The sequence below is a fragment of the Candidatus Berkiella cookevillensis genome (assembly GCF_001431315.2).
Classification (GTDB): Bacteria; Pseudomonadota; Gammaproteobacteria; order Berkiellales; family Berkiellaceae; genus Berkiella_A; species Berkiella_A cookevillensis.
In genome coordinates this window covers 2,838,455-2,862,913 of the sequence record NZ_LKHV02000001.1, presented here as the reverse complement: position 1 = coordinate 2,862,913, position 24,459 = coordinate 2,838,455, and the positions used below count along the sequence as shown (strand labels likewise).

Below are 24,459 nucleotides of genomic sequence, written 5' to 3'. Positions count from 1 at the left end.
GTGCCTTTAGTTGATTTGCTTAGGGAACTTTACACAATAATCGATGGCTTAGCAAAGTGTTTGAAGTGATGACAAGAAAATTGAAGATAGTTAGTTGGTCACTACTTGCGTTGTACAACACCAAGTAGTGAGGTTAGTTGCTTAATAAGGTTAGAATTGTGCAGACTACTTTACTTGAAAAAATTGTTTTAGAACCCGCACACCCTGCAACCGCAAGCGTGATCTGGTTGCATGGCTTGGGATCGTCTGGCCATGATTTTGAAGATGTTTTACCTTTTTTACAGTTACCAGATAATCATCGTATTCGTTTTATTTTTCCACATGCAGAGGAAATTCCCATTGGGCTAAACGGTGGGCTGTGGATGCCTGCGTGGTATGACATCAAAGATTTCAATATTATGCAGCGACAAGACGAAGAAGGTATACGGCAATCAGAAAAAAATATTATGAGTCTGCTGGATCATGAACTTGCGCAGGGTATTGAGAGCCAAAGAATTATTTTAATGGGATTTTCACAAGGCGGTGCGATGGCTTTACATTGCGCTACTCGATATCCCAAAACATTGGCAGGCGTTGCCTGCTTATCCGGTTATCTTCTGCTGCATAAGGCATTGTCAGCAGAAATACACCCCAATAATTCGGATCTACCCATTTTCATGGCACATGGATTGATGGATCCTATGGTGCCTTATTTTCAAGGGCAGCAAGCAAGTAACATTTTAGAAAGTGTGGGTTTTAATCCCATTTTCAATAGTTATCCTATGGCACATATGGTTTGTATGGAAGAATTCTATGATCTGGGGGCGTGGATTAAGCAGATTTTAAAAGATTGAGTAAAAGTACATGAGGGTTATGAGCACGAAGACTGTATCTCTGAGGACTCATGTACAAAATTAGATCACTGTATAAAGATGAGTTTATTTTCTACAAGATTGACCGAAAACCTATAAGAGTGTTTATCGTCATTGTATTTGAATTGTGGACAGGATATATATTCAATAAATGACATTTTTGAAACAGCTTCTTTTAGTAAGGCCGTCATTGAGACTTGAATTGGGGTTTGAGTATGTCGGAATCGGTAACCGATAATAAAGAATATACATTTTTTCTTCCGAATTTTTGTTCGGTTACTTCGGTATTTATTTTATCTATTGGCGCTCAGCTCATTGCTTTTATGTTAATTTTGGCAACGGGTGATAAGCTCAGTGAGTCTTGGGATGAGCTTGGTTTGTTGTCTGTTTTTGTGCAATGGATAGCTTTGACAAGTGCGGGCGTGCTTTGTTTGTCGAAGCGTTGGCTGTCTAAGCTGCCACTCTTTTGGTCAGCTGTAGTAGCGTATTTCATGATTGTGTTAACAACCACCATTATCTCTGCAACGGCACAATACTTCCTGATTTCCATAGACTATCAATGGGGGAGTGTTCCCGAAACCATTGGCCAGTTTGTTTTTCGTTGCTCAGCTATTTCAGCTATTTTATCATTGGTTGCATTGCGCTATTTTTATGTTCAGCAACAATGGAAGCAACGTATCGAATTAGAAAGTCAAGCGCGTGTTGAAGCATTGCAGGCACGTATACGACCCCATTTCTTATTTAATAGCATGAATATCATTGCAAGCTTAATTCGTACAGATGCCGATCTCGCGGAGCAGGCTGTTGAGGATTTATCGGAACTTTTTAGAGCAAGCCTGAAGCAATCAGGTTCTATGGTTCCGTTGTCTGAGGAATGGATCTTATGCCGGAACTATTTGCGGATTGAAGGACTCAGATTGGGTAATCGGTTGACCTTAGACGTGGATTTGCAACGTGTGCCTCAGGATGCTGCTATTCCGATGCTAACCTTGCAACCATTGGTTGAAAATGCAATTTATCATGGTATTCAGCCCTTGCCTCAAGGTGGCGCTATCACTGTATTAGGAACCATGAGTGGCAATATGGTTTGTATTACGATTGTAAATCCAGTGCCTAAACAAGAGGGTGGTATAAAAACACATGGAAACCAAATCGCTATGGCAAATATCAGACATAGGCTAAACTTATTATTTGGAAGTCATGCAAAACTTATCGTGAACAAAACAGATGAATTGTATGAGGTCAAAGTGTTGTTCCCCTATATTAAGGGGGGTGTTTAGTTCAGTATTCATATACACATGAAAGGACCGGCAAATGCGTGTTTTAATTGTTGATGATGAAGATTTGGCAAGAGATAGAATTCTTAGAATCCTAAGTGAATTTGAGGAGCATCAAGTTGTTGGCCAGGCGACTAATGGCCATGAAGCATTACAAAAGATCGACGAATTAACGCCTGATATTGTATTGCTTGATATTCGTATGCCAGGCATGGATGGCTTAGAAGTGGCAAGGCACCTTGTGGGTATGGATGAGCCACCGGCCATTATTTTCACGACCGCTTATGATGAATATGCGATTGAAGCATTCAAAGTGCATGCAGTTGATTATTTACTTAAACCTGTCCGCTCTGACAGATTAAAAGAAGCACTCGGCAAAGCAGTGCGACCGAACAAAGTTCAATGGAAAGCACTCAATAAAAAAGAAGATGGTTCGATTAAAGCGAGAACACATATCAGTTCTAGAACCAGAAAAGGGATTGTCTTGATCCCCGTTCCAGATATTTATTATTTTCGAGCAGAACACAAATATGTCACAGTGCGTCACAAAGAAGGTGAAGTGTTAATCGAGGATACACTCAAAGAGCTTGAAACTGAATTTCCAGGCAAATTTTTGCGGATTCATCGAAATTGTTTGATAGCACTAGATTACATTCTTGCACTCGAAAAAAATGTGAGTGGACAACCCTGTATACGATTGCGTGGTATCGATGAGGCCTTAGATGTTTCAAGAAGGCACGTTGCTCATGTCAGACAAGTCATGAACAATTTAATGACACGCAAATAACAGAGTTCAAAGTGGAAGGTTTATCTCCTGGATGAATTCAGCTAGTATATAGCCTGTTCTAGGCTTATTTTCCTATTTTTTTATGAAAAAACTCCGTATTGTAACCAGAAGCAGCAAATTAGCACTGGCTCAAGTAGATTGGGTCAAGAACAAGCTAAATAACTTTTATCCTGATCTTGATTTTGATATTTTAAAAATTACCACCAGTGGCGATAAATTTTTAGAAGCTCCCTTATATAAGGTGGGTGGCAAAGGCTTATTTGTTAAAGAATTAGATGATGTGCTGATTCAAGGTGAAGCAGATATTGCCATTCATTCTGTAAAAGATGTTCCCCAAACTTTGCCTGATGCGCTTATTTTACCTGTATTGTGTGAGCGTGAAGATCCCCGTGATGCGTGGATCAGTCCACAAGGATTGCGTATTGAGGAATTAGCTGCTGGCGCTAATGTGGGTACATCTAGTTTGCGTCGTATTGTGCAACTACGACGTGTGCGCTCAGATTTAAATTATCTTTCATTAAGAGGTAATGTGCCCACACGTGTTGCAAAATGCCAGGCAGGAGACTTTGATGCCATTGTATTGGCAAAAGCAGGTTTGGCAAGATTAGAGATGAGCGATGTGATAACGCATGTTTTCCCGCCGCAAATTTTATTACCTGCCGTTGGGCAAGGTGCCATTGGCATTGTTTGTCATAAAGCTGCAGAAGCAGTGCGAGCATTGATTGCCCCCCTGAATCATCCCAGAACGTATCATTGTGTAATGGCCGAGCGCGTCATGAATAAGCGTTTGCATGGTAGTTGCCAAGTGCCTATTGCAGGCTATGCTTTTGTAGAAAATGAAAGCATTACATTGATGGGTAGGGTTGGGCATCCAGATACAACAGAGATGGTGGAAGCTTCTTGCACCATGCCTTTTGACGCTTTTGAAGCATTGGGTAATGAAGTAGCCGAGCGATTGATTGCTCAGGGTGCACTTTCACTCATAGAAAGCTTTGTTAAAGCAAAGGAATAATATGCATTATCAAAAAGCGGAGAGTGCTTTGTATACATTGATCATTACGCGTCCTAAAAAGCAATCAGAAGCTTGGATTGACTATTTAATCCAGCATCACGTAGATTACTTGTGCTTTCCTACATTGGAAATTAAATCGCTGCACACAACATGGAATGCGCATCAGCATGAAATACTCGCAAAGGCAGATATCCTTATCATCACCAGTGCTAATTGTATTCACAGTGCATCACCTGCTTTGTTGCAGCAATTACAGCAAGCCGCTTTTAAAATTGTTACCTTAGGTCAAGGTACGAGCAATGCACTTAAGCAGCATGGGATACAGCCTTTTCTCACTGCGCCAGATGGCACGACCAGTGAAAGCTTATTAGCATTAGCATTCTTTCAACCAGAGAAGATGAAGAATAAAAGGATCGTTATTTTATCAGGACAGGGTGGCAGGCGTTATCTGGATGAAAATTTACAACAACGCCATGCACAGGTGCATAGAATTGCACTGTATCAGAGAGTCTGTCCCCTGGATGATGCCTCTGAAACCATAGAGGCAATACGGCGTTGTTCAAAACCCATTTTTGTCATAACCAGTCAAGAAGCACTGATAAATATTATCCAATTGTTTCCAGAAGCAGCATTGTCGTGGCTTAAAGCTCAGTTATTTATTGTTGTGAGCGAAAGGATTTTGCAGTACGCGAAATCTTTAAGCTTTGGTAAAGTGTGGAATGTGCAATCCTTAGCTATTGATAAAATTCATGCATTGATTGAAGCAGAACCCTTGTCTGTATAAGCTGTGCTTTCAAGGGAAGGGATATATCTACAGCAGGTGCATTTTTAGCTGCAAGGGACTCATGTTAAGGCAATCCATGTTATTCTGATAGTTCGTATCGGCAACAAATAGTTAAATAACTGGTATTGGTTGATTAACAAACATCTTTATTAGATGATTATCTGCGAGCATAAAGCCATATGGATAAAGATAAAAGCAAAGATAATACGGATGGTAAGCATGCATCCAGTAAGCCGGTGATTGTAACGCACCATGGAAAAAAAACAGATAAAGTCGGCGCCAGCGCAGCTCAGGATACCGCGAGTATTTTGCCTAAAGACGCGGGTGAAGTCGTTGGTAACCCTATTGATCCCGGCATTAATCCAGCCAAATTTATAAAAAACGCTTCCTCTACAGAATCAGTGCGTACTGCACAAGTGACAAAAGCTGTTCATGAGGCACCTCCCAGTAAAGCAGAAGCATTGGTGCAATCTCCCCCAAAAGATCAGACAGACTTTTGGGCGGACAATACCATTACAGGTGATAGTATCGATGATTCTTTTGCTAATGCTTCAGATGAAAAGGCAGATGAAAATACAGGCAAAAAAAATGCGCCAAAGATGCCACCTCCTGTGGCACCCACAGTCCAAAAATCTTGGGTGACTCAAGCGCTTTTTGGTTTCAGTATTCTTTCTTGTGTAGCGGTTGGTGCTGTTAGCTATATTGTCTATCAATTACATTCTCAGATTCATCAATTGAATGTTTCGCTTGCAGCAGATCAACAATCTGTTAAATCATTAGCAGCACGTGCAGAATCTTCTCTGCAGTCTGTTACTGCTGTTAGAGCAGAAAATGAGCTGAGTCAGGCGCAGCTTAAGACTTTGAAATCAGAAATAGAAGCGGCTCAAGATCAGCTTATTATGCAATCCGGTAAAAGTGAGTGGGTTTTAAATGAAGCCTACTATTTAATACAAAATGCTGATATACAATTACAGCTTAATCAAGATAGCCATACAGCCAAAGCGCAGCTTCAAATCGCAGATAGAAAGATTAAAGCCTTAGGTTATCCTCAACTGGCGTGGGTGAGAGAAGCATTGGCAAAAGATATTGCTGCTTTAGAAAGCACACCTGTGGTTGATAAACATGATATCTGGACACAATTGAATGTGCTTGAGTCTACTTTGTATACTTTGCGCTTTAAAGCATTGGTTGATGAGAACAAAGAAGGTTCTTGGGTGAAAGCAGAGGATATGGCGGAAGAGAAAGCGACTTGGCAGCGAGTCTTAATGCAAACATGGAATGAATTTAAAAGTTTAATTCGCGTCAGCCGCTATGATCAAGATGTCATGCAGCCCGTTCTTACAAAACTAGAGCAAAAGCAATTGGTAAAGACTTTAGGCTTAACGCTAGAACAAGCCAAGTGGGCATTGCTAAAATCAGACACGATTGTTTATCACGAATCTCTCAATCATCTCAATTTATCGATTGAGCAATATTTTGATGCAACACCTTCACGGGAAACTGCTTTGAAAGCATTGGAAAAACTAAATGGTGTGGTATTGACTACAAAGATGCCGGATGTTTCTCAATCCTTATCTGCTTTGAAAAAAGCATTGGAAACCTCTAAAGCACCTGGCGTTGTACAGGAGCAAGAGACAAACTCATGAAAAAGTTGATTTGGCTTGCCGTCGTTTTAGCATTTGCAGTTTGGATTGGCACGAATGTAAAATCTGATCCTGGCATTATAATTATTCGGGTAGCAGGGTGGCGTGTTGATATGCCACTGTGGCTGGCTATTGTTGCTGCTTTTTTTGTCTTTGTACTTTTCCATTATATGCTAAAAATCTATGATAATTTAGTGCATTCTAGTTTCTGGGTTGGTGATTTTACACTTAATCGAAAAAAACAAAAAGCACGTCGCTTAACCCATCAAGGCTTTATTGAGCTTGCAGAAGGTGATTGGATTCGCGCAGAAAAGCATTTTCTGCAAGCGGCTGAATACAGTGAAGTCCCATTACTGAACTATCTTTCCGCTGCAAAAGCGGCACAAGAATTGGGTGAAGCCAAACGGCGCGATCGCTACTTAAAGCTTGCTCATGATAAGACCAAAGGGGCAGATATTGCCATTGGCTTAACACAAGCAAGGTTGCAATACCAACAAGGTCAATTTGAACAATCGCTTGCAACCGCAAAGCATTTATTGAACCTTGCGCCTTTTCATCCCCATATTTTAAAGTTGCTCAAGAACATTTATCAGCAATTAAAAGACTGGGAGCAGTTGCTTGAATTGCTGCCTAATCTTCGCAAACATAAAGTGATTAGTTCTGAAGAGGAAAAAACGCTCGAGAAGCAATTGTATGTACAGATTATCAACAGTTATCAAAAACAAAGTGAAAAAACATTAGAGGTCTTTTGGCATAAGATTCCCAAAAGATTACAAACGGATCCAGATATTGTTTATCCTTATGCCTTGCAGCTATGCCAAGAGGAAAAATCACTGGAAGCAGAAGCTGTTTTAAGACAATGCCTCAAAAGAAATTGGAGTGAGCCTTGTATTTATTTGTATGGGCTTATTAAATTCCAAGATCCACAGAAACCTTTGGATCAAGCGGAAGTTTGGTTAAGAGCAAATCAAGACAGTCCAAATTTATTGCTCACTTTAGGACGCCTGTGTATGCAAGCGCAGCTCTGGGGTAAAGCACAGCGGTATTTAGAGGCATGCCTTAAATTATGCGCTTTGCCAGAAGCCTATGCAGAATTAGGTATCTTGTTAGAAAAAATTGATCAGCTTGAATTATCGAATCAATATTTTCGTAAAGGGTTGATTCAATTTGTTCCGATAGAGTTAACCTCTGTCGCAACGCACGTTAAATTTCCTGAAAAAATATAAATGAATGCAGTGGGTGTAATATGAGTCGATGGGTCAGTGGAGAAGTTGTCAAATTACATCAATGGAGTGATGATCTTTATTCTATTTTCATCAAGGCGCCGATTGATGGCTTTGAGGCTGGTCAATTCACACAGATTGGTTTAGGTGATGAGCAAAAGCCATTATTTAGGCCTTATTCCTTTGCGAATGCGCCTTTTGAGTCTGTATTAGAATTTTATTTTAATTTTGTAGATAAAGGTGGTTTAACACCTCAGCTGGTCAATTTAAAAACAGGTGATAAAATTTGGGTATCCAAAAAAGCATCTGGGAGATTTACGCTTGCCACCCTCGCGCCAGCGCCTAGTTTATGGTGTTTTGCCACAGGCACAGGTTTAGGGGTATTTTTATCCATTTTAAAAACCGAAGCAGCTTGGCAGACTTTTGACAAAATTCGATTGGTTCACAGTGTGCCGACCGTCAATTTATCATCTCATCATGGTTTAATTGAATCCTTTTTAACGCAATATCCAAGTCAATTCCGTTTTATTCCTATCATTACACGAGAGAAACATGAGCATGTATACTCGCAACGGATGACAGAATTGATAGAGCAGAAAATAATTGAGGCAGAATTGGGTGAAGAAATTTCTGCAGAAACAGCACAAGTCATGCTTTGTGGTAATCCGCATATGGTGAAAGATATGCGTGCCCTGTTTGAACAAAGAGGCATGCCGTTAAGAATACCTGGGAAGGGAGGGAATGTGACGATAGAGAGCTATTGGAAAGAATAAATGTTCTAATTCCAATGTGCTTTAATAAGCTAGGTCCTTCAGCACAGGGCGTCTCACTGAAGAATCAGTACTGATTCTTCAGCAAATCAAGGTGTGACTAAGAGGCAGTACTATAAGTGAGCATTCATTTTAGCAATCAACAGGTAGTTGACAATTCTATATTATTTCAGTACATTTTCTAACTTCGAGGTGTTTTCTATAAAATTTGTGGGAAATTGTCCATGATTGGTTCCATTCTTTCAGTGCTTGATTTCTTTTGGGAGAATAATTCCGGGTCATCTTCTTCTCATGCAGAAGTGAAGTTACCAGAGCCTGCACCGACACTGACTTTTTCTTCAACAACGCGCAAAATAACGCCCCCTAAAATAAATCCTTATGAACAATTACATCAACAACTGCAAGACCTTTCATATCGTGAAGAAGATGTTAAGCGGTTGCTCGTGCCTTTAGAACAGCCAGACAGCTTTACTGCCACAGAAGCATGGTTTAATGACATTTTGGTGAATGATTACTTTCAGCAGCTTGCAGCGCAATATTCAGGCGTTGAAGTTATCTCTAGCTTGATGAATCAATGCATACCCCCATTACCTGACAGATTTCGTAATGAACAAAAGTATGATGTGTGGAAAAAGAAATTATCTGAGTCGCCGTTGGTTTTTTGGCCTATGCATCAAAATAATCATTGGCATCTCATCATTATTGACAACACATCAGATCCTAGTGTGTATATACTAGATGGTTTTAATAGTAGGGATGAGGGGCTTTTAACGGGCTCTGGCTTTGAACTAGCTAGCGCAATCAGGCCTTTACAAAGAGGACGGGCAGAGCATATTAGCGGAGAATTCATCAGTGTGGCTAAGCAAGAAAATGCTTATGATTGTGGGCCTGTTATTTGTTTTTATGCAAAAGTGATAGCAGCTTATTATGTTCGACATCAGCAATTGCCGAACCTTAGTGAGCTTGAAAAGGTAGATTACACTGGATTCAGAAAGAATATAGCAGAAGCATTAGTCGCCTTGGGTACAAGTCTAAAATCTGTGAATAGGCCTAGTAGATTATAGTCTGCGCTTGGTTATTTAAATGATGCCGAGCATATCAGATAGGATGAAGCGCGCATCTAAACCGCGTGCTAATAATGTGCTCTGACATTTTCTAACCATTTCAAATGGGCCACTTAGGTAGACTTGAGTGCTTTCTATATCCTGCCATTCATTTTCATTGATGAGTATGTCATGTAGCCAGCCATTTGCAAATGGCCAATGACTTGGCTTATCAAGTGTGGATAATATAATTTTGTAAGTAAAGGCAGGGTATTGTGCTTGAATGCTTTTCAAGAAATCTAGCAGATAGAGATCTTCGGGTTTGCGCACCCCCCACCATAAGCTAATAGATTGATTGTGTAGTGTGTCTTGGGTTTTTATCATTTCTTCGAGTAATGCTTTAAACGGTGCTATACCTGTGCCACCTGCCAGCAAGAGTAATTTCTTGCCTGATTGGCGACTAGTCTGCGTCATCTGACCAAAGGGACCTACAATGTCAATGACTGGATTGTGTCGAAGTTGATCGATAAATGATAGCGCTGCTTTTTGTTTTTCATCGTGGCGTAAATGAAATTCTAAATTGTGGCCTTGATTGGATGCATTTGTAATGGAGAGTGATAAAACAGCATCTGTTGCAAAGGGGGGATCTTTCAGCATTGTGTTGATATATTGCCCTGATTCATAATGAAGCACATGAGCTGTATTCAACGGGGAAAAGCGAAGAGAAATAATGTCTTTGCTGATAGGTTTTGTATCAATCAATTTATATTTTATCATGACAAATCTTTACAAACCCAGTACAGGCCAAATGGCATCAATGCGTTCTTTGATCTCTGTGGATTGTACGATGGGTCTTCCCCATTCTCGACTGGTTTCTCCAGGAAGTTTATTTGTGGCATCAAAACCAATTTTGCCCCCAAGGTTGCTTTGTGGAGAAGCAAAATCTAAATAATCTATAGGTGAATTTTCCAAAATGAAAGTATCACGTTTGGGATCCATACGTGTAGACATTGCCCAAATGACATCTTGCCAGCTTCTACAATTGATATCTGCATCTACAACAATGATCATTTTTGTATACATAAATTGGCGTAAGAATGACCAGATCCCCATCATGATCTGCTTGGCATGCCCAGGGAATTTTTTATGGATAGAGACCACGGCAACGCGATAAGAACATCCTTCTGGTGGTAGATAAAAATCGATTATCTCTGGATATTGTTTTTGTAAAATAGGCGTGAATACTTCATTCAGCGCAACGCCGAGTATGGCTGGCTCATCGGGAGGTCTGCCCGTGTAAGTACTATGATAGAAAGCAGAGTCGCGCATTGTGATCATTTCAATTGTCATGACTGGAAAAGTTTCAACTTCATTATAGTAACCAGTATGGTCGCCAAAAGGGCCTTCTTGGGCTGTGTCATTGGGGTATATATAACCTTCAAGAATAATCTCGGCGCTAGCAGGCACAGATAAATGAGGATGTAATATTGCAGGCGCGAGTTCTGTCTTTTTGCCCCTTAGTAGCCCTGCAAAGGCGTATTCAGAGAGGGTATCTGGGATGGGCGTTACAGCCGCTAATATGGTTGCGGGATCGGCGCCTAATGCTACTGCAATGGGGAAGGGCTTATCAGGATGTTGCTGGCACCAGGCTTGATAGTCAAGCGCACCACCACGGTGCTTAAGCCAACGCATAATGACACGATTCTTATCAATCACTTGCTGTCTATATATGCCTAAATTTTGTCGTCCTTGTGTTGGGCCTTGTGTGATGACTAAACCCCAGGTGATTAATTTAGCAATATCTTCTGGCCAACAAGTTTGAATAGGAAGCATTTCAAGATCGACTTCATGTTTGGCAAGCTGATGGCTTTGACAAAGGCCTTTATTGAGCATTTTAGGGCGCATGCTCATTAATTTTTTAACGGTTGGGATCTGCGATATCGCATCCCAAAAACCTTCGGGTGGCTTAGGCTCTTTTAATAGTGCTAAGAGTTCGCCTACTTCTTTTAAGCCTGCTAAGGATGTTTTATCGATGGCAAGGGCTACTCGTTCAACGGTGCCAAATAAATTGCCTAAAAGAGGCATGGATGCATGTTTGGGAGATTCAAACCATAGCGCAGGTCCTTCCGCCTTTAAGACACGATCACAGATTTCTGTGACTTCAAGAAAAGGATCAACAGGATAGGAAATCCGTTTAAGCTGGCCCTGCTGTTCAAGCAGAGCCAGAAATTCGCGTAGATCTTGATAGGCCATTGGCTTAAAGATTAGGCGCGTTTCATTGCTTCAAAGAACTCTTCATTTGTTTTGCTACCTTTGAGGCGCTCAATGAGGAATTCAATGGCCGCTAACTCGTCCATAGGATTCAAGAGCTTTCTGAGGATCCACATTTTTTGTAGTTCTTCAGGCGTGGTGAGCTTTTCTTCGCGGCGTGTGCCAGAGCGATTAATGTTAATTGCAGGATAAACACGCTTCTCAGCGACACGTCTATCAAGATGCAATTCCATGTTACCTGTACCTTTGAATTCCTCATAGATGACTTCATCCATTTTGGATCCAGTGTCAATTAGCGCGGTTGCGATAATTGTTAAACTTCCACCTTCTTCAACATTACGCGCAGCACCAAAAAATCGTTTTGGACGTTGCAATGCAGCGGCATCGACACCACCTGTTAATACCTTTCCTGAGTGAGGAATGGTGGTGTTATAGGCTCTTGCTAAACGGGTGATAGAGTCTAATAAAATAACAACATCCATTTTATGCTCAACCAAGCGTTTTGCTTTTTCAATGACCATTTCAGATACTTGGACATGTCGATGCGGTGGCTCATCAAAAGTACTTGCAACCACTTCACCTTGTACAGAACGTTCCATTTCGGTTACTTCTTCAGGGCGCTCATCGATTAAGAGAACAATTAATTTACATTCGGGGTGATTGGTTGAAATAGAATGAGCAATATTTTGTAGCATCATGGTCTTACCTGCTTTAGGCGGAGACACAATCAAGCCACGTTGACCCTTACCAATCGGTGACACAAGATCGACAACGCGAGCGGTGAGATCTTCAGTGCTACCATTACCCACTTCAAGGTGAAGACGTGCTTCAGCATGTAAGGGGGTTAAGTTTTCGAATAATAACTTATTACGTGTATTGTCTGGGCTTTCGTAGTTAATTTCATTTACTTTCAACAGTGCAAAATAGCGTTCACCATCTTTGGGCGGACGAATCTTACCAGACACTGTATCGCCTGTTCTAAGACCAAAACGTCTAATTTGGCTTGGAGAAACATAGATATCATCTGGCCCTGGCAAGTAGGAGGCTTGTGCAGAGCGCAAGAAACCAAAACCATCTTGCAGGAGTTCTAAAACGCCTTCGCCATAAATATCTTCGCCACTTTTTGAGTGTGCTTTTAGGATACCAAAAACAAGATCTTGTTTGCGTAATCGGGCGACATTTTCAACGCCTAATTCTATAGCGAGTTCCGAAAGTTCAGTTGCTGGTTTATTTTTCAGTTCTGAAAGATTCATATGCGTGCTTTTAATTATATTGAATGGGGGATAGTGAATGTTAGATCAGATTCGCTGCTTTTAGGATAAATGCCGCGCTTCAGATCGCTGCTTATACTACTGAGTTGTTTTCCTCTTAGGTAATGGCCACAAGCGTGTAAGCTCATATGCCAAACAAATCCAGTTTGCTTCCTACCTTGGCATTTGCCAAGATAGTGGACAATGCTACCAAAGAATTTATTTTGAAGCTAGTCATTAAATAAAATATTTGGTAGCCACATACATTAGAGGTTGCTATCGATGAAAGCAGCTAATTGAGATTTTGATACAGCGCCTACTTTAGTAGATTCTAGCTCGCCATTTTTAAATAACATCAGTGTAGGGATACCGCGTACACCAAATTTTTGTGGAGTTGCTTGATTTTCATCAATATTTATTTTGGTAACTTTGAGGCGCCCACCGTATTCTTTGGCAATTTCGTCTAAAACGGGAGCAATCATTTTGCAAGGGCCACACCATTCTGCCCAAAAATCAACGAGTACAGGGGTATTTGAGTTTACTACCTCGTTTTCAAAGGAATCATCAGTTACGTTTACTATTGCGTCGGACATTGTCTTTATCTCCATAGAACACATTCTGATGGCTATCATACCAAGCTCACCGTGATTTGTTTAGGATGCATCCCAAAATAATGCAAGTTGAATGACTGTAATGAGTTCTCCCTTTTTTAGGATGTGGATGGTACATTGAGTGAAACTTGAATCCTTGTTTGAGATGAGTATATATGGCACTGCATGAATGGTTACAATCGACACAAGGCTATCTGCGCATTGGATGTGCTTTAAGCTTCTTTTTGCTATTGGCTTTTTGGGAAACTCGGTCGCCCTGGCGAATGATTCGAAGCTCTTTGTTTAGGCGATGGCTTAAACATTTCTCTTTGAGTCTTATCTCTCAAGCAGCGATACGTTTGGTTTTTCCTATATTTTTATTGCAAACAGCCTGGCTTGCTGAAAAAAACCATCAAGGTATCTTAAATAAAGTAACAATGCCGTTTTTTATAAAAGTGATAATAGGAATTCTTGCTTTAGATTTATTGATTTACTTTCAGCATCGTTTGATGCATCGCTATAAATGGTTATGGTTTTGTCATCGAGTGCATCATATTGATAAAGAAATGGATGTATCCACAGGCTTACGATTTCATCCTTTTGAAGAACTGGTTGTTATGGCAATAAAATCCTTTGGTGTTGTCTTTTTTGGTGTGCCTGTATTGGCAGCGCTGCTCTTTGAAATTATATTAAATTTGGGTGTCTTGTTTACACATGCTAACCTCTATTTTTCGGAAAAGACTGAAAAATACTTGCGTTATTTTATTGTGACACCTGGTATGCATCGTATTCATCACTCTGATCGCAAAGATGAATATATGACAAATTTTGGTTTTTGTTTGATTCTCTGGGATAAATTATTCAACACTTATAAAGCAAGGCCTTCTGCAGGAGAAAATAGGCTGGTTTTGGGGCAAGAAGAGTATCGTGAAGAAAAATATCAGACATTAGAAATAATGCTATTATTACCGTTTAATCTCAGAAAGTTCAAACCCAAGAAGAAGTATGTACAGAAACTTTGGATGGGATGGCGGGAATAGAAATATTGGGTTTTTGTGGAGGAATGCAGGATGAAGAAGATAGCCGTTGTTTTATCGGGTTGTGGTGTCATGGACGGTAGTGAGATTGGCGAAGCTATTTTAACTTTGCTGGCGATTGATAAGGCGGGCGCACAGTATCAATGCTTTGCGCCTAATATTGACCAAGTTCACGTCATTAATCATTTGACGCAGACAGAAATGCCTGAAAAACGTAATGTGTTGGTTGAGGCTGCACGTATTGCACGAGGAGAGATCAAAGATTTAAAAGAGATCACTGCGAGTGATTTTGATGCGGTTATTTTTCCGGGGGGCTTTGGGGCTGCTAAGAATTTATGTGATTTTGCCTTTGAAGGAACCCACTGTCATGTGAATGAAGGCGTGTCACAGTTGGTGGCCGCCATGCATGCAGCCCAAAAGCCTGTTGGCTTTATTTGTATTGCACCGGCGATGATTCCTAAACTCTATCCTACTCAAACCAAGCTCACTATTGGTACGGATAAACCCACTGCTGATAAATTGAGTGCAATGGGAGGGCAGCATATTGCTTGTCCTGTGACAGATATTGTTGTGGACAAGACACACAAAGTGGTGAGCACACCTGCTTATATGTTGGCAAACAGGATCAGCGAAGCACAGCTTGGCATTGAAAAGCTAGTGACTGAGATCCTTGCTATGATTTAAAGAGTCAGCCATAAAGGGTAGTTTTTGTTAAACTATCCTTTGGTTTCGCTGCTCATCGTTAAATTTACACAGATTATCAGCATTTCCAGCAAACACCTTGCAATACCCCGTGGTGTTGATTACAGTTCGCAAATATTTTGTTAGTGAACTTTATTCGGTGTTTAACATGAGTGCCTATAATTATAACCCTTTAATCTTTAATAGCTTTGAGAACGCAGCCTTTAATGCCGCTGATTCTATTCATGCATTGACAGAGCATGGTTTTCATTATTTGGTGTTGCCTTATGTGGGTTATAAAGCGGTTAATTGGGCTTTTTCGCGGCCACAACCACCTCAAGGTGCACATGGCGCACACGTTGCTGTCGGGGTTGGTGCGCATCCTGCGGGTCTTGTTCCTAAGATCAAACACTTGTCTAAAAAAGCACTCAAAGTAGCAGGCAAGGTTATTTTGCCTGAAACAATTTCTGATTATGTGCATGATGCTTTTTTAAAAGAAAAATTTTGGGATGCGATTAAACCTGCAACCACCGCACTCATGCGTCCGCCTTTAGAACGAATGATTCCAGGTATATATAATGCCTTTGATAAGAACGATTTAAACTGGTCAGCAAGAGATTGGGTATTTGGTGGCGAAGGTACACTCATCACTATCGCAAATAAACCATTATGGATGCTGAGAAATATGTTTTCTACTTTGTTTTTTCATAAATCACTGGCAGATCATGCAGCACCTTCTGTTTATGAGTTAAGTGAAAGTGCGACAGATACAGGGATTGCTGTTTTTGGAATAGGCAGAGATGTCCTGTGGGGTAGCACGCAAATCAGACATTGTGTGTTTGGTGGTCCAGAAAAAGCCAGAGAATGCTTAGCACAGGCTAGAGCTTATTTCAGTGGTCAAGGCAATTATTTAGCACAAGTAAGTGCACCTTTAAGAAATGCAGCAGCGAGTTGGGCTTCTTGGGGAACAGATATGTTTTGGGATGGTATGGGTGCGAGCTATGACTTGATGCAAGGTGGTATGCAATATGTCGCAGATGGTATTTCTGAAGGCTTATATCAGAAAACAGGCGTTAGAATTCCACCCGCTGCTTTTTATTATGCAGAAGTATTGGCAGGTTCTGCTGTTGCCACAACTTTAGCGTATTTGTCTTTAAAAGCCTCTTGGCTAAGATTGAATCAGTGGTTTATGGGGCAGCCAATGCCACCATTGGTTGTTAATAATCGCTTGTACCAATATTTATTTGGTGCTGCGCAGCAGCAACCTGTAGCTCAGGTAGGTAATGGGCAGCCACAGCCAGGGATCCCGGCACCACAAGGCGCAAATGTGCACCCTTAATAAAGAATGAGCTAAGCCTAAGAGGGGTATTTGTAGATACTCCTTTGGTGATTTTAGCGCTGCAGCATCTGATATTATATATATCTTGTTGAAAAATATATATTTTTCAATGTAGCACTCTAATAGGAAGAGTGCTAGAATTATGAGTGAATCGTTAAAAGTAATGTTAAACAACTTGTAGATACAGGTGTAATTATGTCAACAGCCTTGCAAATAACCTCTTATAACTTACCTTCTGTACAAGATGGGTTACAGGCCTATTTGCAGCGTGTACAGCAAATTCCACTTTTAAGTGCAGAAGAAGAGCGAGACCTGGCAGTGGCTTATCACCAACAAGGTGATTTGCAAGCCGCGCAAAAACTGGTTTTATCTAATTTACGTTTTGTTGCTTCTATCGCACGTACTTATACAGGGTATGGACTTGCTTTAGCTGATTTGATTCAGGAAGGTACAATTGGTCTTATGAAAGCAGTAAAGCGTTTTGATCCTGCTGTAGGTGTTCGATTGGTTGCTTTTGCTGTACATTGGATCAAATCTGAAATTCATGAATTTGTAATCCGTAACTGGCGAATTGTGAAAATTGCGACCACCAAAGCACAACGAAAGTTATTTTTTAAATTACGTGGCAAGAAAAACCACTTAGCATGGTTTACACAAGAAGAAGTCGCTGTGGTTGCCAAAGATTTAGGTGTATTGCCACAAGAAGTCATCGAAATGGAATCACGTTTACAGGCAAGGGATATGGCATTTGATATGCCATTGAATGAAGAATCGGGCGATACTTATGTTGTAACGCCTGAACAATATTTAGAAGCGCAAGAAGGTGATCCTTTGCAGGCTTTAGCACACAACAATGAGCAGGCCAACCAGCAAGATAAGCTAAAGGGTGCATTAGAAGCACTGGATCCACGTAGTTTGGATATTGTGACTGAGCGTTATCTTAATGAGGAAAAATCATCATTAAAAGATCTTGCTGCTAAATATAAAGTATCGCTTGAGCGCATACGTCAAATTGAAAAGTCGGCTATTTTAGCGCTGAAGAAAATGATTACTGCGCATTAGATATTAGTATTTACTATTATAATTTATTGATCAGTTATTTCTCATGCGCAAAGCGCCATATGCTCCCTTTGTTATCAAAGGGAGTCGCCGCTTGTGGCGGAGGGATTTTTAAAACATATTTAAAATCCATCTGCTCAACTTTAGTTGAGCCTCTTCCCTTGATACCAAGGGAAGAACATCATTCACTTCGTTCATTTCTTAACTGATGATATACGTCGCTATTTAGAAGATAACTTAATTTGCCACGGCTTTTGTTTTGACCGCCTCTTGTTTATTTTGATTCAAGACAACATTCTTTGTCCTATCTATATCACCGCCAATCAATGCCAGTGCTTTCAATAAATTCAGCGCTTCATTGAGTTGGTAATCTTCAATGATAAGGGGCTTCTTGGGCTTTTCTTCTTTAATCTCAGCTAATTTACTATCCTTTGCCATGCTGGCTGCGATGGCTTGATCTTTTTGAGCTTGTGTTGCTGTATCTTGCTTATTATCTAAATGGCCACTGAGATCTTGTTCTCTTAGCATTGCCCAAGTGTCATCATCCTTTTGTTCTGGGATTTTGATATTAGGAATTTGAATGTCTGGCGTGATACCTTTGGCTTGTATAGAGCGCCCAGAAGGCGTGTAATACAAAGCGGTTGTTAGTTTGAGGCCATGTTTGTCTCTGAGTGGTAACACGGTTTGAACAGAACCTTTACCAAAGGTTTGAGCACCGACGACAAGTGCACGTTTATGATCTTGCAAAGCGCCTGCTACAATTTCTGAGGCAGATGCTGATCCTTCATTTACAATTACAACGATAGGCGCACCTTTTAAGATATCACCACCTACAGATTTCTCTTCAATTTTAGAGCCTGGTAAGCGGCCTTCAGTGTACACAATTAAACCGTTGTATTTAAGTTTTGCTTTATCTAAGAAGAGATCAGAGGTTTTAACAGAGGCATCTAAAACACCGCCTGGGTTATTTCTCAGATCTAAAATAACGCCTTGGAGTCGATCATGAGAGGCTACCCGAAGTTGCGCAATAGCGGCTTCAAGATCTTCAGAGGTGCGGGTTTGGAACTGAGAAACTCGAATGTAGCCATAGTGATCATCGAGCAGCTTGGATTTAACACTTTTCACTTTAATGATGTCGCGTGTTACTTTAATCTTGAGTGGTTTTGTTTCGCCTTTGCGAATAACGGTCAGTACAATGTCTGTTCCGCGCTCGCCACGCATTTTTTCAACCGCATCTTTCAGCGCTAAGCCTTTAACGGGTGTATCATCGAGGCGTACAATCATGTCACCAGCGAGAATTCCAGCGCGATAGGCAGGCGTATCATCGATAGGACTGATCACTTTCACAACTTCGTCTTCCATAGTGACCTCTATCCCTAACCCCCCAAATTTGCCGGAAGTATTTACCTTCAAGTCAGAGAATTCATTAGGATCAAGATAAGTTGAATGTGGATCAAGGCCGGCTAACATACCGCGAATCGCATTTTCAAAAAGTTCTTTATCGTCCACTGGTTTTACATAATACTTTCGAATATGTTCTACAACCGCAGTAAAGCGCTGCAAATCATCTAATGGGATATTGCTTTCATTGGGTTTTGCGAAAGTAGAATAGGTATACAGGCTGGAGAGTAAAACAAGAGCTAAACCAAAGTGGTTTTTTAGATGTAATTTCATAGAGTTGTCCTTAACAATAAAAGAGTGTCGCGTACTCTCCGATATCTTTAGCTTGCGTTACTTATGCTGTAGTCTTCGCATATGAGTTTTACCCGCAAGGGGCACAATGTTGGGTGTGTTGTCTTCGCCCTCTTGCAATCCTCATGTACTTTTGTACACTCCGGTTGCTCGAGGCTTGACGCCTACCCTAAAAATCATGTGCTGTGACTATATTTCACAAACAAGTAAATGTTTTTTAATTTTAGTCGAAAATTTGCGCTGTGCTTTCTATCTAAACACTGCTTATCAACTAACTAAGCCTGAACCAATTGCTCAGATCAAGCGCCATTCCATCTTTTCTTAACTCAAAGTATAACCCAGGTTCGCTATGACCACCGCTTTGGCCAACCCTGGCAATCATTTCAGCTTTATTAACGGTGTCACCGACAGACTTGTAAAGTATATCGTTGTTACCATATAAGCTCATGTAACCATTGCCATGATCGATGATCAAGAGTAAACCAACCCCACGTAGCCATTCTGAAAACACAACGCGTCCACTGTAAATGGCATATACAGGTGTGCCTGTCGTTGCTTTAACATAGGATTTTTTGTTTTTTTCACCAGGATGAGCCGTGACGGCCATTAAAGTGGCGCTTTGACCTTGTATGGGGAAGAATAACGTGCTTTTATTTTTTTGAAACTTAAAGGAGGGCTCGATATATTCTGGCATTTTTGCCAAGCCAGATTGTAGCTTTTTCATGACTGCTTCTAGGGCGTGTTGTTCACCTTTGAGCTGCGCTAGGTTTTTCTCATTTGCATTTACTTGATTGTTGAGTTTGCTTAAGATTTCTTTGCGTTGATTTTGACTCTGCAGCAAGTCATTTTTTTGTTGAGTTTCTGCTTTTTGTAGCCGCTCTAAATTTGATTTTTCTTGTTCAATTTTGTTAGCAGTTGCTTCAATACTTGATAAATTGGTGATGAGATTATGGATCTCTTTTTTTCGAGCATTAGATAAATCATGATAGTAGTGTGTCAATCGCATCAGGCTTTGTATATCTTTATTAGATAATAATAGTTGCCAGCGCTCATTCTGATAGTTCTTATAAGTTTGTAAGATCAATTCGGAGAGTAATTGTTCGTGTTGTGCTTTGTCTTTTGCCAATACGGCATAATGATTGGTGAGCTGAGTCACTTGTGTGGCAGAGCTATCAATTTGTGTTTGCAAGCCACGAATATGTTCGTTCAGTTTTCCAATCTCTATTTCAAGACTTCTGAGTTGCTTATTTAAGAGGGATAATTGTTTTTTATCTTCATGGATACTAGATTCAGTAGAGCTAATTTTAGATTGTAGTAGCTCTAGCGTTTGTTTGGATTTTTCTGTCTGCTTCGTGGGCGTATAGGCATGCGCATTCAAGCTTATCCATAAGCAAAATAAAAAAATGAAATTATATCGAGTTGTCATTTTAGGCGTCCGTTAGCAAAGATACACCCGTCATTTCTTTGGGTGGGGTAATACCCATAACGTGAAGTAGGGTTGGGGCAACATCTTGTAATGAACCTACTTGGTGCTTAAAAACCAATGATGATGAACCACAATACACAAAGGGTACTTTTGCAAGTGTGTGTGCTGTATGTGGGTTATCTGTATTGGTTTCGTACATACAATCTGCATTGCCATGGTCAGCGGTTATCAACAGCGCACCGTTTTGTGCTTCAATACTTGCGATTATTTTGCTTAGACACTGATCTAAACATTCGATTGCTTCAATGGTTGCTTTGAAATTACCTGTATGCCCAACCATATCTGCGTTTGCAAAATTGCAGATAATGACATCAAAACGACGAGAGGCAATGGCCTGCGTTAAATGCTCTGTAATCTCAAGCGCGCTCATTTGCGGTTTCAAATCATAAGTTTGTACTTTAGGAGAGGGAATGAGTATTCGCTCTTCTCCTTCGCAAGGTGCTTCAACGCCACCATTGAAAAAGAAAGTTACATGTGCATATTTTTCTGTTTCAGCGATTCTTAATTGTTGTAGTCCCAAGGTTTGTAAGTATTCTCCTAAACCATTTTTAGGTGTGGTTTTAGGAAAGAGAATGGCTGCTTTGAGAGTGCTGTCATATTCGGTGAGCGTTACTAATTGTTTGATGGGTTTAAAATTCAAGCGATCAAAACCAGAAAAATCAGGCGTTGAGAGTGCATGGCTCATCTGCCTTGCGCGGTCTGAGCGGAAATTCATAAACAGCACCGTATCTGTGCTTTGTATGCCAGAATAGGCTGCATCGACGATACTGGGTAATACAAACTCATCTGTTAGATTGTGTGCATAAGCATGTGACAGTGCCTGCTGCGTAGAGGAAAAATGCAGCTCTGCTTTAGCATGTACAATTGCGTTAAAAGCACGCTCAATTCTATCCCAGCGATTGTCTCTATCCATCGCATAGTAGCGCCCCATGAGGGTCGCAATGTGTGCTTTAGGTAAGGCTGCAACTATTTTCTCTAACTTTTCTAAAGAGGCTTCGGCACTCTTGGGTGAGGTGTCTCTGCCATCTAAAAAGGCATGGATATAAACAGGGCAATTGTAGTGCTTGCTATGCTCCAGCAATGCAAAGATATGATCTTCATGGCTGTGTACGCCACCCGGTGATAACAGACCCATGACATGAACAGCGGTTTGTGTTTTTTCCGCATTGAGGAAGGCTTGCCTTAGGATAGGGTTGTGAAAGAAGGAGCCATCTTGCACGGCAAGATTTATTTTGCTGAGATCTTGATGGACGATACGCCCAGCCCCAATGGTTAAATGTCCTACCTCTGAATTACCCATTTGCCCGTGTGGTAAGCCTACTGTTTCGCCACAGCCTTCAATTTCAGTGTAAGGATGTGTTGCAATCAGTTTGTCCCATGTGGGTGTTTGGGCTGCCAGTATGGCATTCCCTTTTATTTCTTGGCTGGCACCCCAGCCGTCCAAAATTAGCAATAAAACTGGCTTTGGTCGGGTCATTTTTAGCTATATAAATATTTTTTTAAGACACCCATTGTAACTGATTGCTTGGTGTCGACAACATGCTGAGTCGCCAGATAAAGCGATACTGTGTATAATGGCCAGCTTATTGTTATACCTATTAGGTCATGAGCGGATGGAAGTATACTGGTCATTTCTTCTTCAGCATTGGGCTTTATCAAGTCTTTTTGTTGCATTGTTAGTTTTGTTAGCCGTCACTGAGCTGCGTAACCGATCTTTTGGCTTGCCAGGACTGGCGCCAAACGAGCTGGTTAACTTGATGAACCATTCGCGAGCAGTGGTGATTGATGTGCGAGAAAAGCAAATTTTTGAGCAAGGTCATATACTCGGCGCTATTCACATGATGCAATCTGAATTAGAAGAACGAAAGAAAACACTGACTAAATATAAATCTAGGCCCATTGTTGTTGTTTGTGAAAACGGTGCGCAGTCACCTAAAATTGGACAATGGTTTTTGGCGCAGGGATTTACGGATGTTTATTTTCTAAAAGGCGGGTTGAACCAATGGCGTTCAGAAAATTTACCCGTTTCTAAGCATTAATTTTATTCATAATCAATGGGAAGGGAGAAGATAATGGCAAATGACAACACAACGATGCCTGATGACAAACAAGGGCCAATATTTAATATTCAACGCATTTATATCAAAGATGCTTCTTTTGAAACACCCAATGCACCACAAATCTTCAAAGAAGAGTGGAAGCCAGAAGTTAATGTCGATTTACACACCAAGACAACAGACATTGAAGAAAATGTATACGATGTTGTATTGCACTTAACAGTTACTGTGAAGATGGCTAATAAAACAGCGTTTTTGGTTGAAGTGCATCAAGCTGGTATTTTTACCATCAAAGGATTCCCTAAGGAACAATTATCACATGCTTTGGGATCTATGTGTCCTAACATTTTATATCCCTATGCACGAGAAGCGATTTCTGATCTGGTAACACGGGGCGGTTTCCCTCAGTTATTGTTGGCGCCTGTTAATTTTGATGCACTTTATTTACAACATTTAGAGCAGCAGAAAAAACAAAAAGAAGAGGCTGCGAACGGATGAGTGAGTTATTAGCACGTTTGCCTTTAATCGTGCTTGGATGCGGTTCTTGGGGAACCGCTTTAGCATTATATGGTGCCACACGCTTTGAGCAATTAAAGCTGTGGGGGCCATTTGCAGATGAAATCAAGGCGCTTAATCAAGATCGTGAGAATAAGAAATATATTCCAGGTGCTAAATTTCCAAAGCACCTTGTCTGTACTTCTTCTTTGGCGGATGCCTTTGAAGCCGATGCTTTGGTTTTAATGTGCGTGCCAAGTCATGTTTTTGTAGATACCTTAAAACAATTAAAGCCCTTTGTCTCAAAAATAAAAACACTCATCATTGCAACAAAAGGTGTTACTGAAGATGGTCTTTTCTTGCATGAGATTGCTGAAGAAATATTGAATGTGCCAGTTGCTATTTTATCAGGCCCTAGTTTTGCCAAAGAAGTCGCCATGAAAATGCCAACTTCGGTCAGTCTTGCAAGTAAATCTGCAGAAGTGCTTAAAGAGATAACACCTTTATTTCATAGTGCATTTTTTCGTATTTATCCCTCAACAGATGTCAGAGGCGTTGCCATTGGTGGGGTTGTAAAAAATGTGATTGCGATTGCGGTGGGTATTTCAGACGGTTTAGGCTTTGGCGCAAATGCACGAGCAGCGCTCATTACAAAAGGGCTGCATGAAATGAGCCTTTTAAGCAAAGCTGTTGGCGGACAGCTGGATACCATTATGAGTTTAGCTGGTTTGGGCGATATGGTATTAACAACCACAGATAATCAATCACGCAATCGTCGTTTTGGTTTGGCTTTAGGCCAAGGTCAAGCTGTAGAAGCGGCCGAACAATCGATTGGTCAAGTGGTTGAAGGTAAGCGTAATGTCAAAGAGCTATTGTTAATGGCAAAGCAATATGATGTTGAGTTACCGATTTGCACACAAGTTGAACAAGTCATTTATGGTGCTAAGCCAGCACAGGGTGCGATGTTAGATTTGCTGAATCTTCCTATCCAACATACCTAAAGCATTCAGATTTGCGAAGCAACTGATTTCTTCGTTCGCAAAGCGAACATTTTCCCCTCTACCAATTTTGGGAGAGGGGGCTTCTAAGAAGCGGGTGAGGGTTAAGTAGGT

At 40.8% G+C, this 24,459-nt stretch carries 23 protein-coding genes; 16 read left to right on the top strand and 7 right to left on the bottom strand.

Annotated elements, in window-relative coordinates:
- The first annotated feature begins 158 nt into the window (after nt 1-158).
- From CC99x_RS12320 to CC99x_RS12280, 9 genes are all read left to right on the top strand, one after another.
- Nucleotides 159-833, top strand: a complete 675-nt coding sequence (locus CC99x_RS12320; protein WP_057624359.1) for an alpha/beta hydrolase — start codon at nt 159-161, stop codon at nt 831-833.
- A 233-nt stretch (nt 834-1,066) separates the two neighbouring features.
- A complete protein-coding gene (locus tag CC99x_RS12315) occupies nt 1,067-2,131 on the top strand; it encodes a sensor histidine kinase (RefSeq protein WP_057624358.1) in 1,065 nt (354 codons plus the stop codon).
- Nucleotides 2,132-2,165: 34 nt separating this feature from the next.
- Nucleotides 2,166-2,915: a LytR/AlgR family response regulator transcription factor gene (locus CC99x_RS12310; RefSeq protein ID WP_057624357.1), complete on the top strand. Its 750-nt coding sequence runs from the start codon at nt 2,166-2,168 to the stop codon at nt 2,913-2,915.
- Between the two features lie 82 nt (nt 2,916-2,997).
- Nucleotides 2,998-3,927: a hydroxymethylbilane synthase gene (hemC, locus tag CC99x_RS12305; RefSeq protein ID WP_057624356.1), complete on the top strand. Its 930-nt coding sequence runs from the start codon at nt 2,998-3,000 to the stop codon at nt 3,925-3,927.
- A 1-nt stretch (nt 3,928) separates the two neighbouring features.
- Nucleotides 3,929-4,711 (top strand): uroporphyrinogen-III synthase, encoded by a 783-nt coding sequence (locus tag CC99x_RS12300; RefSeq protein ID WP_057624355.1) that lies wholly within the window; start codon nt 3,929-3,931, stop codon nt 4,709-4,711.
- Between the two features lie 179 nt (nt 4,712-4,890).
- Nucleotides 4,891-6,357, top strand: coding sequence for a uroporphyrinogen-III C-methyltransferase (locus CC99x_RS12295; RefSeq protein WP_057624354.1), 1,467 nt, complete (start codon nt 4,891-4,893; stop codon nt 6,355-6,357).
- The gene (locus tag CC99x_RS12290; protein WP_057624353.1) at nt 6,354-7,580 is read left to right on the top strand and encodes a heme biosynthesis HemY N-terminal domain-containing protein; all 1,227 of its coding nucleotides are present in this window, start codon (nt 6,354-6,356) and stop codon (nt 7,578-7,580) included. The genes CC99x_RS12295 and CC99x_RS12290 overlap by 4 nt, the downstream gene beginning before the upstream one ends.
- A 20-nt stretch (nt 7,581-7,600) precedes the next feature.
- Nucleotides 7,601-8,350, top strand: coding sequence for a ferredoxin--NADP reductase (locus tag CC99x_RS12285; protein ID WP_057624352.1), 750 nt, complete (start codon nt 7,601-7,603; stop codon nt 8,348-8,350).
- A gap of 221 nt (nt 8,351-8,571) precedes the next feature.
- On the top strand, nt 8,572-9,411 hold the full coding sequence (locus CC99x_RS12280) for a Ulp1 family isopeptidase (protein ID WP_057624351.1): 840 nt from the start codon (nt 8,572-8,574) through the stop codon (nt 9,409-9,411).
- Between the two features lie 15 nt (nt 9,412-9,426).
- Here CC99x_RS12280 and CC99x_RS12275 read toward each other — a convergent pair whose 3' ends face one another.
- The 4 genes from CC99x_RS12275 to trxA form a co-directional block, all read right to left on the bottom strand.
- Entirely contained in the window at nt 9,427-10,167 is a 741-nt protein-coding gene (locus CC99x_RS12275) for an FAD-binding oxidoreductase (RefSeq protein WP_057624350.1), read from the bottom strand.
- Between the two features lie 9 nt (nt 10,168-10,176).
- The gene (gene ubiD, locus CC99x_RS12270; RefSeq protein WP_057624349.1) at nt 10,177-11,643 is read right to left on the bottom strand and encodes a 4-hydroxy-3-polyprenylbenzoate decarboxylase; all 1,467 of its coding nucleotides are present in this window, start codon (nt 11,641-11,643) and stop codon (nt 10,177-10,179) included.
- Nucleotides 11,644-11,654: 11 nt separating this feature from the next.
- Nucleotides 11,655-12,914: a transcription termination factor Rho gene (rho, locus tag CC99x_RS12265; RefSeq protein WP_057624348.1), complete on the bottom strand. Its 1,260-nt coding sequence runs from the start codon at nt 12,912-12,914 to the stop codon at nt 11,655-11,657.
- A gap of 263 nt (nt 12,915-13,177) precedes the next feature.
- Nucleotides 13,178-13,504: a thioredoxin TrxA gene (trxA, locus tag CC99x_RS12260; protein WP_057624347.1), complete on the bottom strand. Its 327-nt coding sequence runs from the start codon at nt 13,502-13,504 to the stop codon at nt 13,178-13,180.
- 173 nt (nt 13,505-13,677) lie between these two features.
- Here trxA and CC99x_RS12255 point away from each other — a divergent pair, with 173 nt between their 5' ends.
- The 4 genes from CC99x_RS12255 to rpoH all read left to right on the top strand — a co-directional run bounded on the left by CC99x_RS12255 (nt 13,678) and on the right by rpoH (nt 17,620).
- Nucleotides 13,678-14,541 carry a sterol desaturase family protein gene (locus CC99x_RS12255; RefSeq protein ID WP_057624346.1) on the top strand — a complete coding sequence of 288 codons (864 nt, stop codon included), beginning with the start codon at nt 13,678-13,680 and terminating at the stop codon, nt 14,539-14,541.
- 30 nt (nt 14,542-14,571) lie between these two features.
- Nucleotides 14,572-15,222: an isoprenoid biosynthesis glyoxalase ElbB gene (gene elbB, locus CC99x_RS12250; protein ID WP_057624345.1), complete on the top strand. Its 651-nt coding sequence runs from the start codon at nt 14,572-14,574 to the stop codon at nt 15,220-15,222.
- A 166-nt stretch (nt 15,223-15,388) separates the two neighbouring features.
- On the top strand, nt 15,389-16,558 hold the full coding sequence (locus CC99x_RS12245; protein ID WP_057624344.1) for a hypothetical protein: 1,170 nt from the start codon (nt 15,389-15,391) through the stop codon (nt 16,556-16,558).
- A gap of 195 nt (nt 16,559-16,753) precedes the next feature.
- Nucleotides 16,754-17,620 carry an RNA polymerase sigma factor RpoH gene (gene rpoH / locus CC99x_RS12240; RefSeq protein WP_057624343.1) on the top strand — a complete coding sequence of 289 codons (867 nt, stop codon included), beginning with the start codon at nt 16,754-16,756 and terminating at the stop codon, nt 17,618-17,620.
- Nucleotides 17,621-17,854: 234 nt separating this feature from the next.
- On the opposite strand, the gene CC99x_RS12235 is transcribed toward rpoH, so the two are convergent.
- From CC99x_RS12235 to gpmI, 3 genes are all read right to left on the bottom strand, one after another.
- On the bottom strand, nt 17,855-19,291 hold the full coding sequence (locus CC99x_RS12235) for a S41 family peptidase (RefSeq protein WP_077065393.1): 1,437 nt from the start codon (nt 19,289-19,291) through the stop codon (nt 17,855-17,857).
- Between the two features lie 289 nt (nt 19,292-19,580).
- Complete coding sequence (locus tag CC99x_RS12230) at nt 19,581-20,735, bottom strand: murein hydrolase activator EnvC family protein (protein ID WP_057624342.1); 1,155 nt, start codon at nt 20,733-20,735, stop codon at nt 19,581-19,583.
- 1 nt (nt 20,736) lies between these two features.
- The gene (gene gpmI, locus CC99x_RS12225) at nt 20,737-22,272 is read right to left on the bottom strand and encodes a 2,3-bisphosphoglycerate-independent phosphoglycerate mutase (protein WP_057624341.1); all 1,536 of its coding nucleotides are present in this window, start codon (nt 22,270-22,272) and stop codon (nt 20,737-20,739) included.
- 97 nt (nt 22,273-22,369) lie between these two features.
- Here gpmI and CC99x_RS12220 point away from each other — a divergent pair, with 97 nt between their 5' ends.
- From CC99x_RS12220 to CC99x_RS12210, 3 genes are read left to right on the top strand one after another with little or no spacing between them, the layout of a single operon-like run.
- The gene (locus CC99x_RS12220) at nt 22,370-22,834 is read left to right on the top strand and encodes a rhodanese-like domain-containing protein (protein WP_057624340.1); all 465 of its coding nucleotides are present in this window, start codon (nt 22,370-22,372) and stop codon (nt 22,832-22,834) included.
- A 33-nt stretch (nt 22,835-22,867) separates the two neighbouring features.
- On the top strand, nt 22,868-23,350 hold the full coding sequence (secB, locus tag CC99x_RS12215) for a protein-export chaperone SecB (RefSeq protein WP_057624339.1): 483 nt from the start codon (nt 22,868-22,870) through the stop codon (nt 23,348-23,350).
- Nucleotides 23,347-24,348: an NAD(P)H-dependent glycerol-3-phosphate dehydrogenase gene (locus CC99x_RS12210; RefSeq protein WP_057624338.1), complete on the top strand. Its 1,002-nt coding sequence runs from the start codon at nt 23,347-23,349 to the stop codon at nt 24,346-24,348. The genes secB and CC99x_RS12210 overlap by 4 nt, the downstream gene beginning before the upstream one ends.
- Nucleotides 24,349-24,459 lie beyond the last annotated feature (111 nt).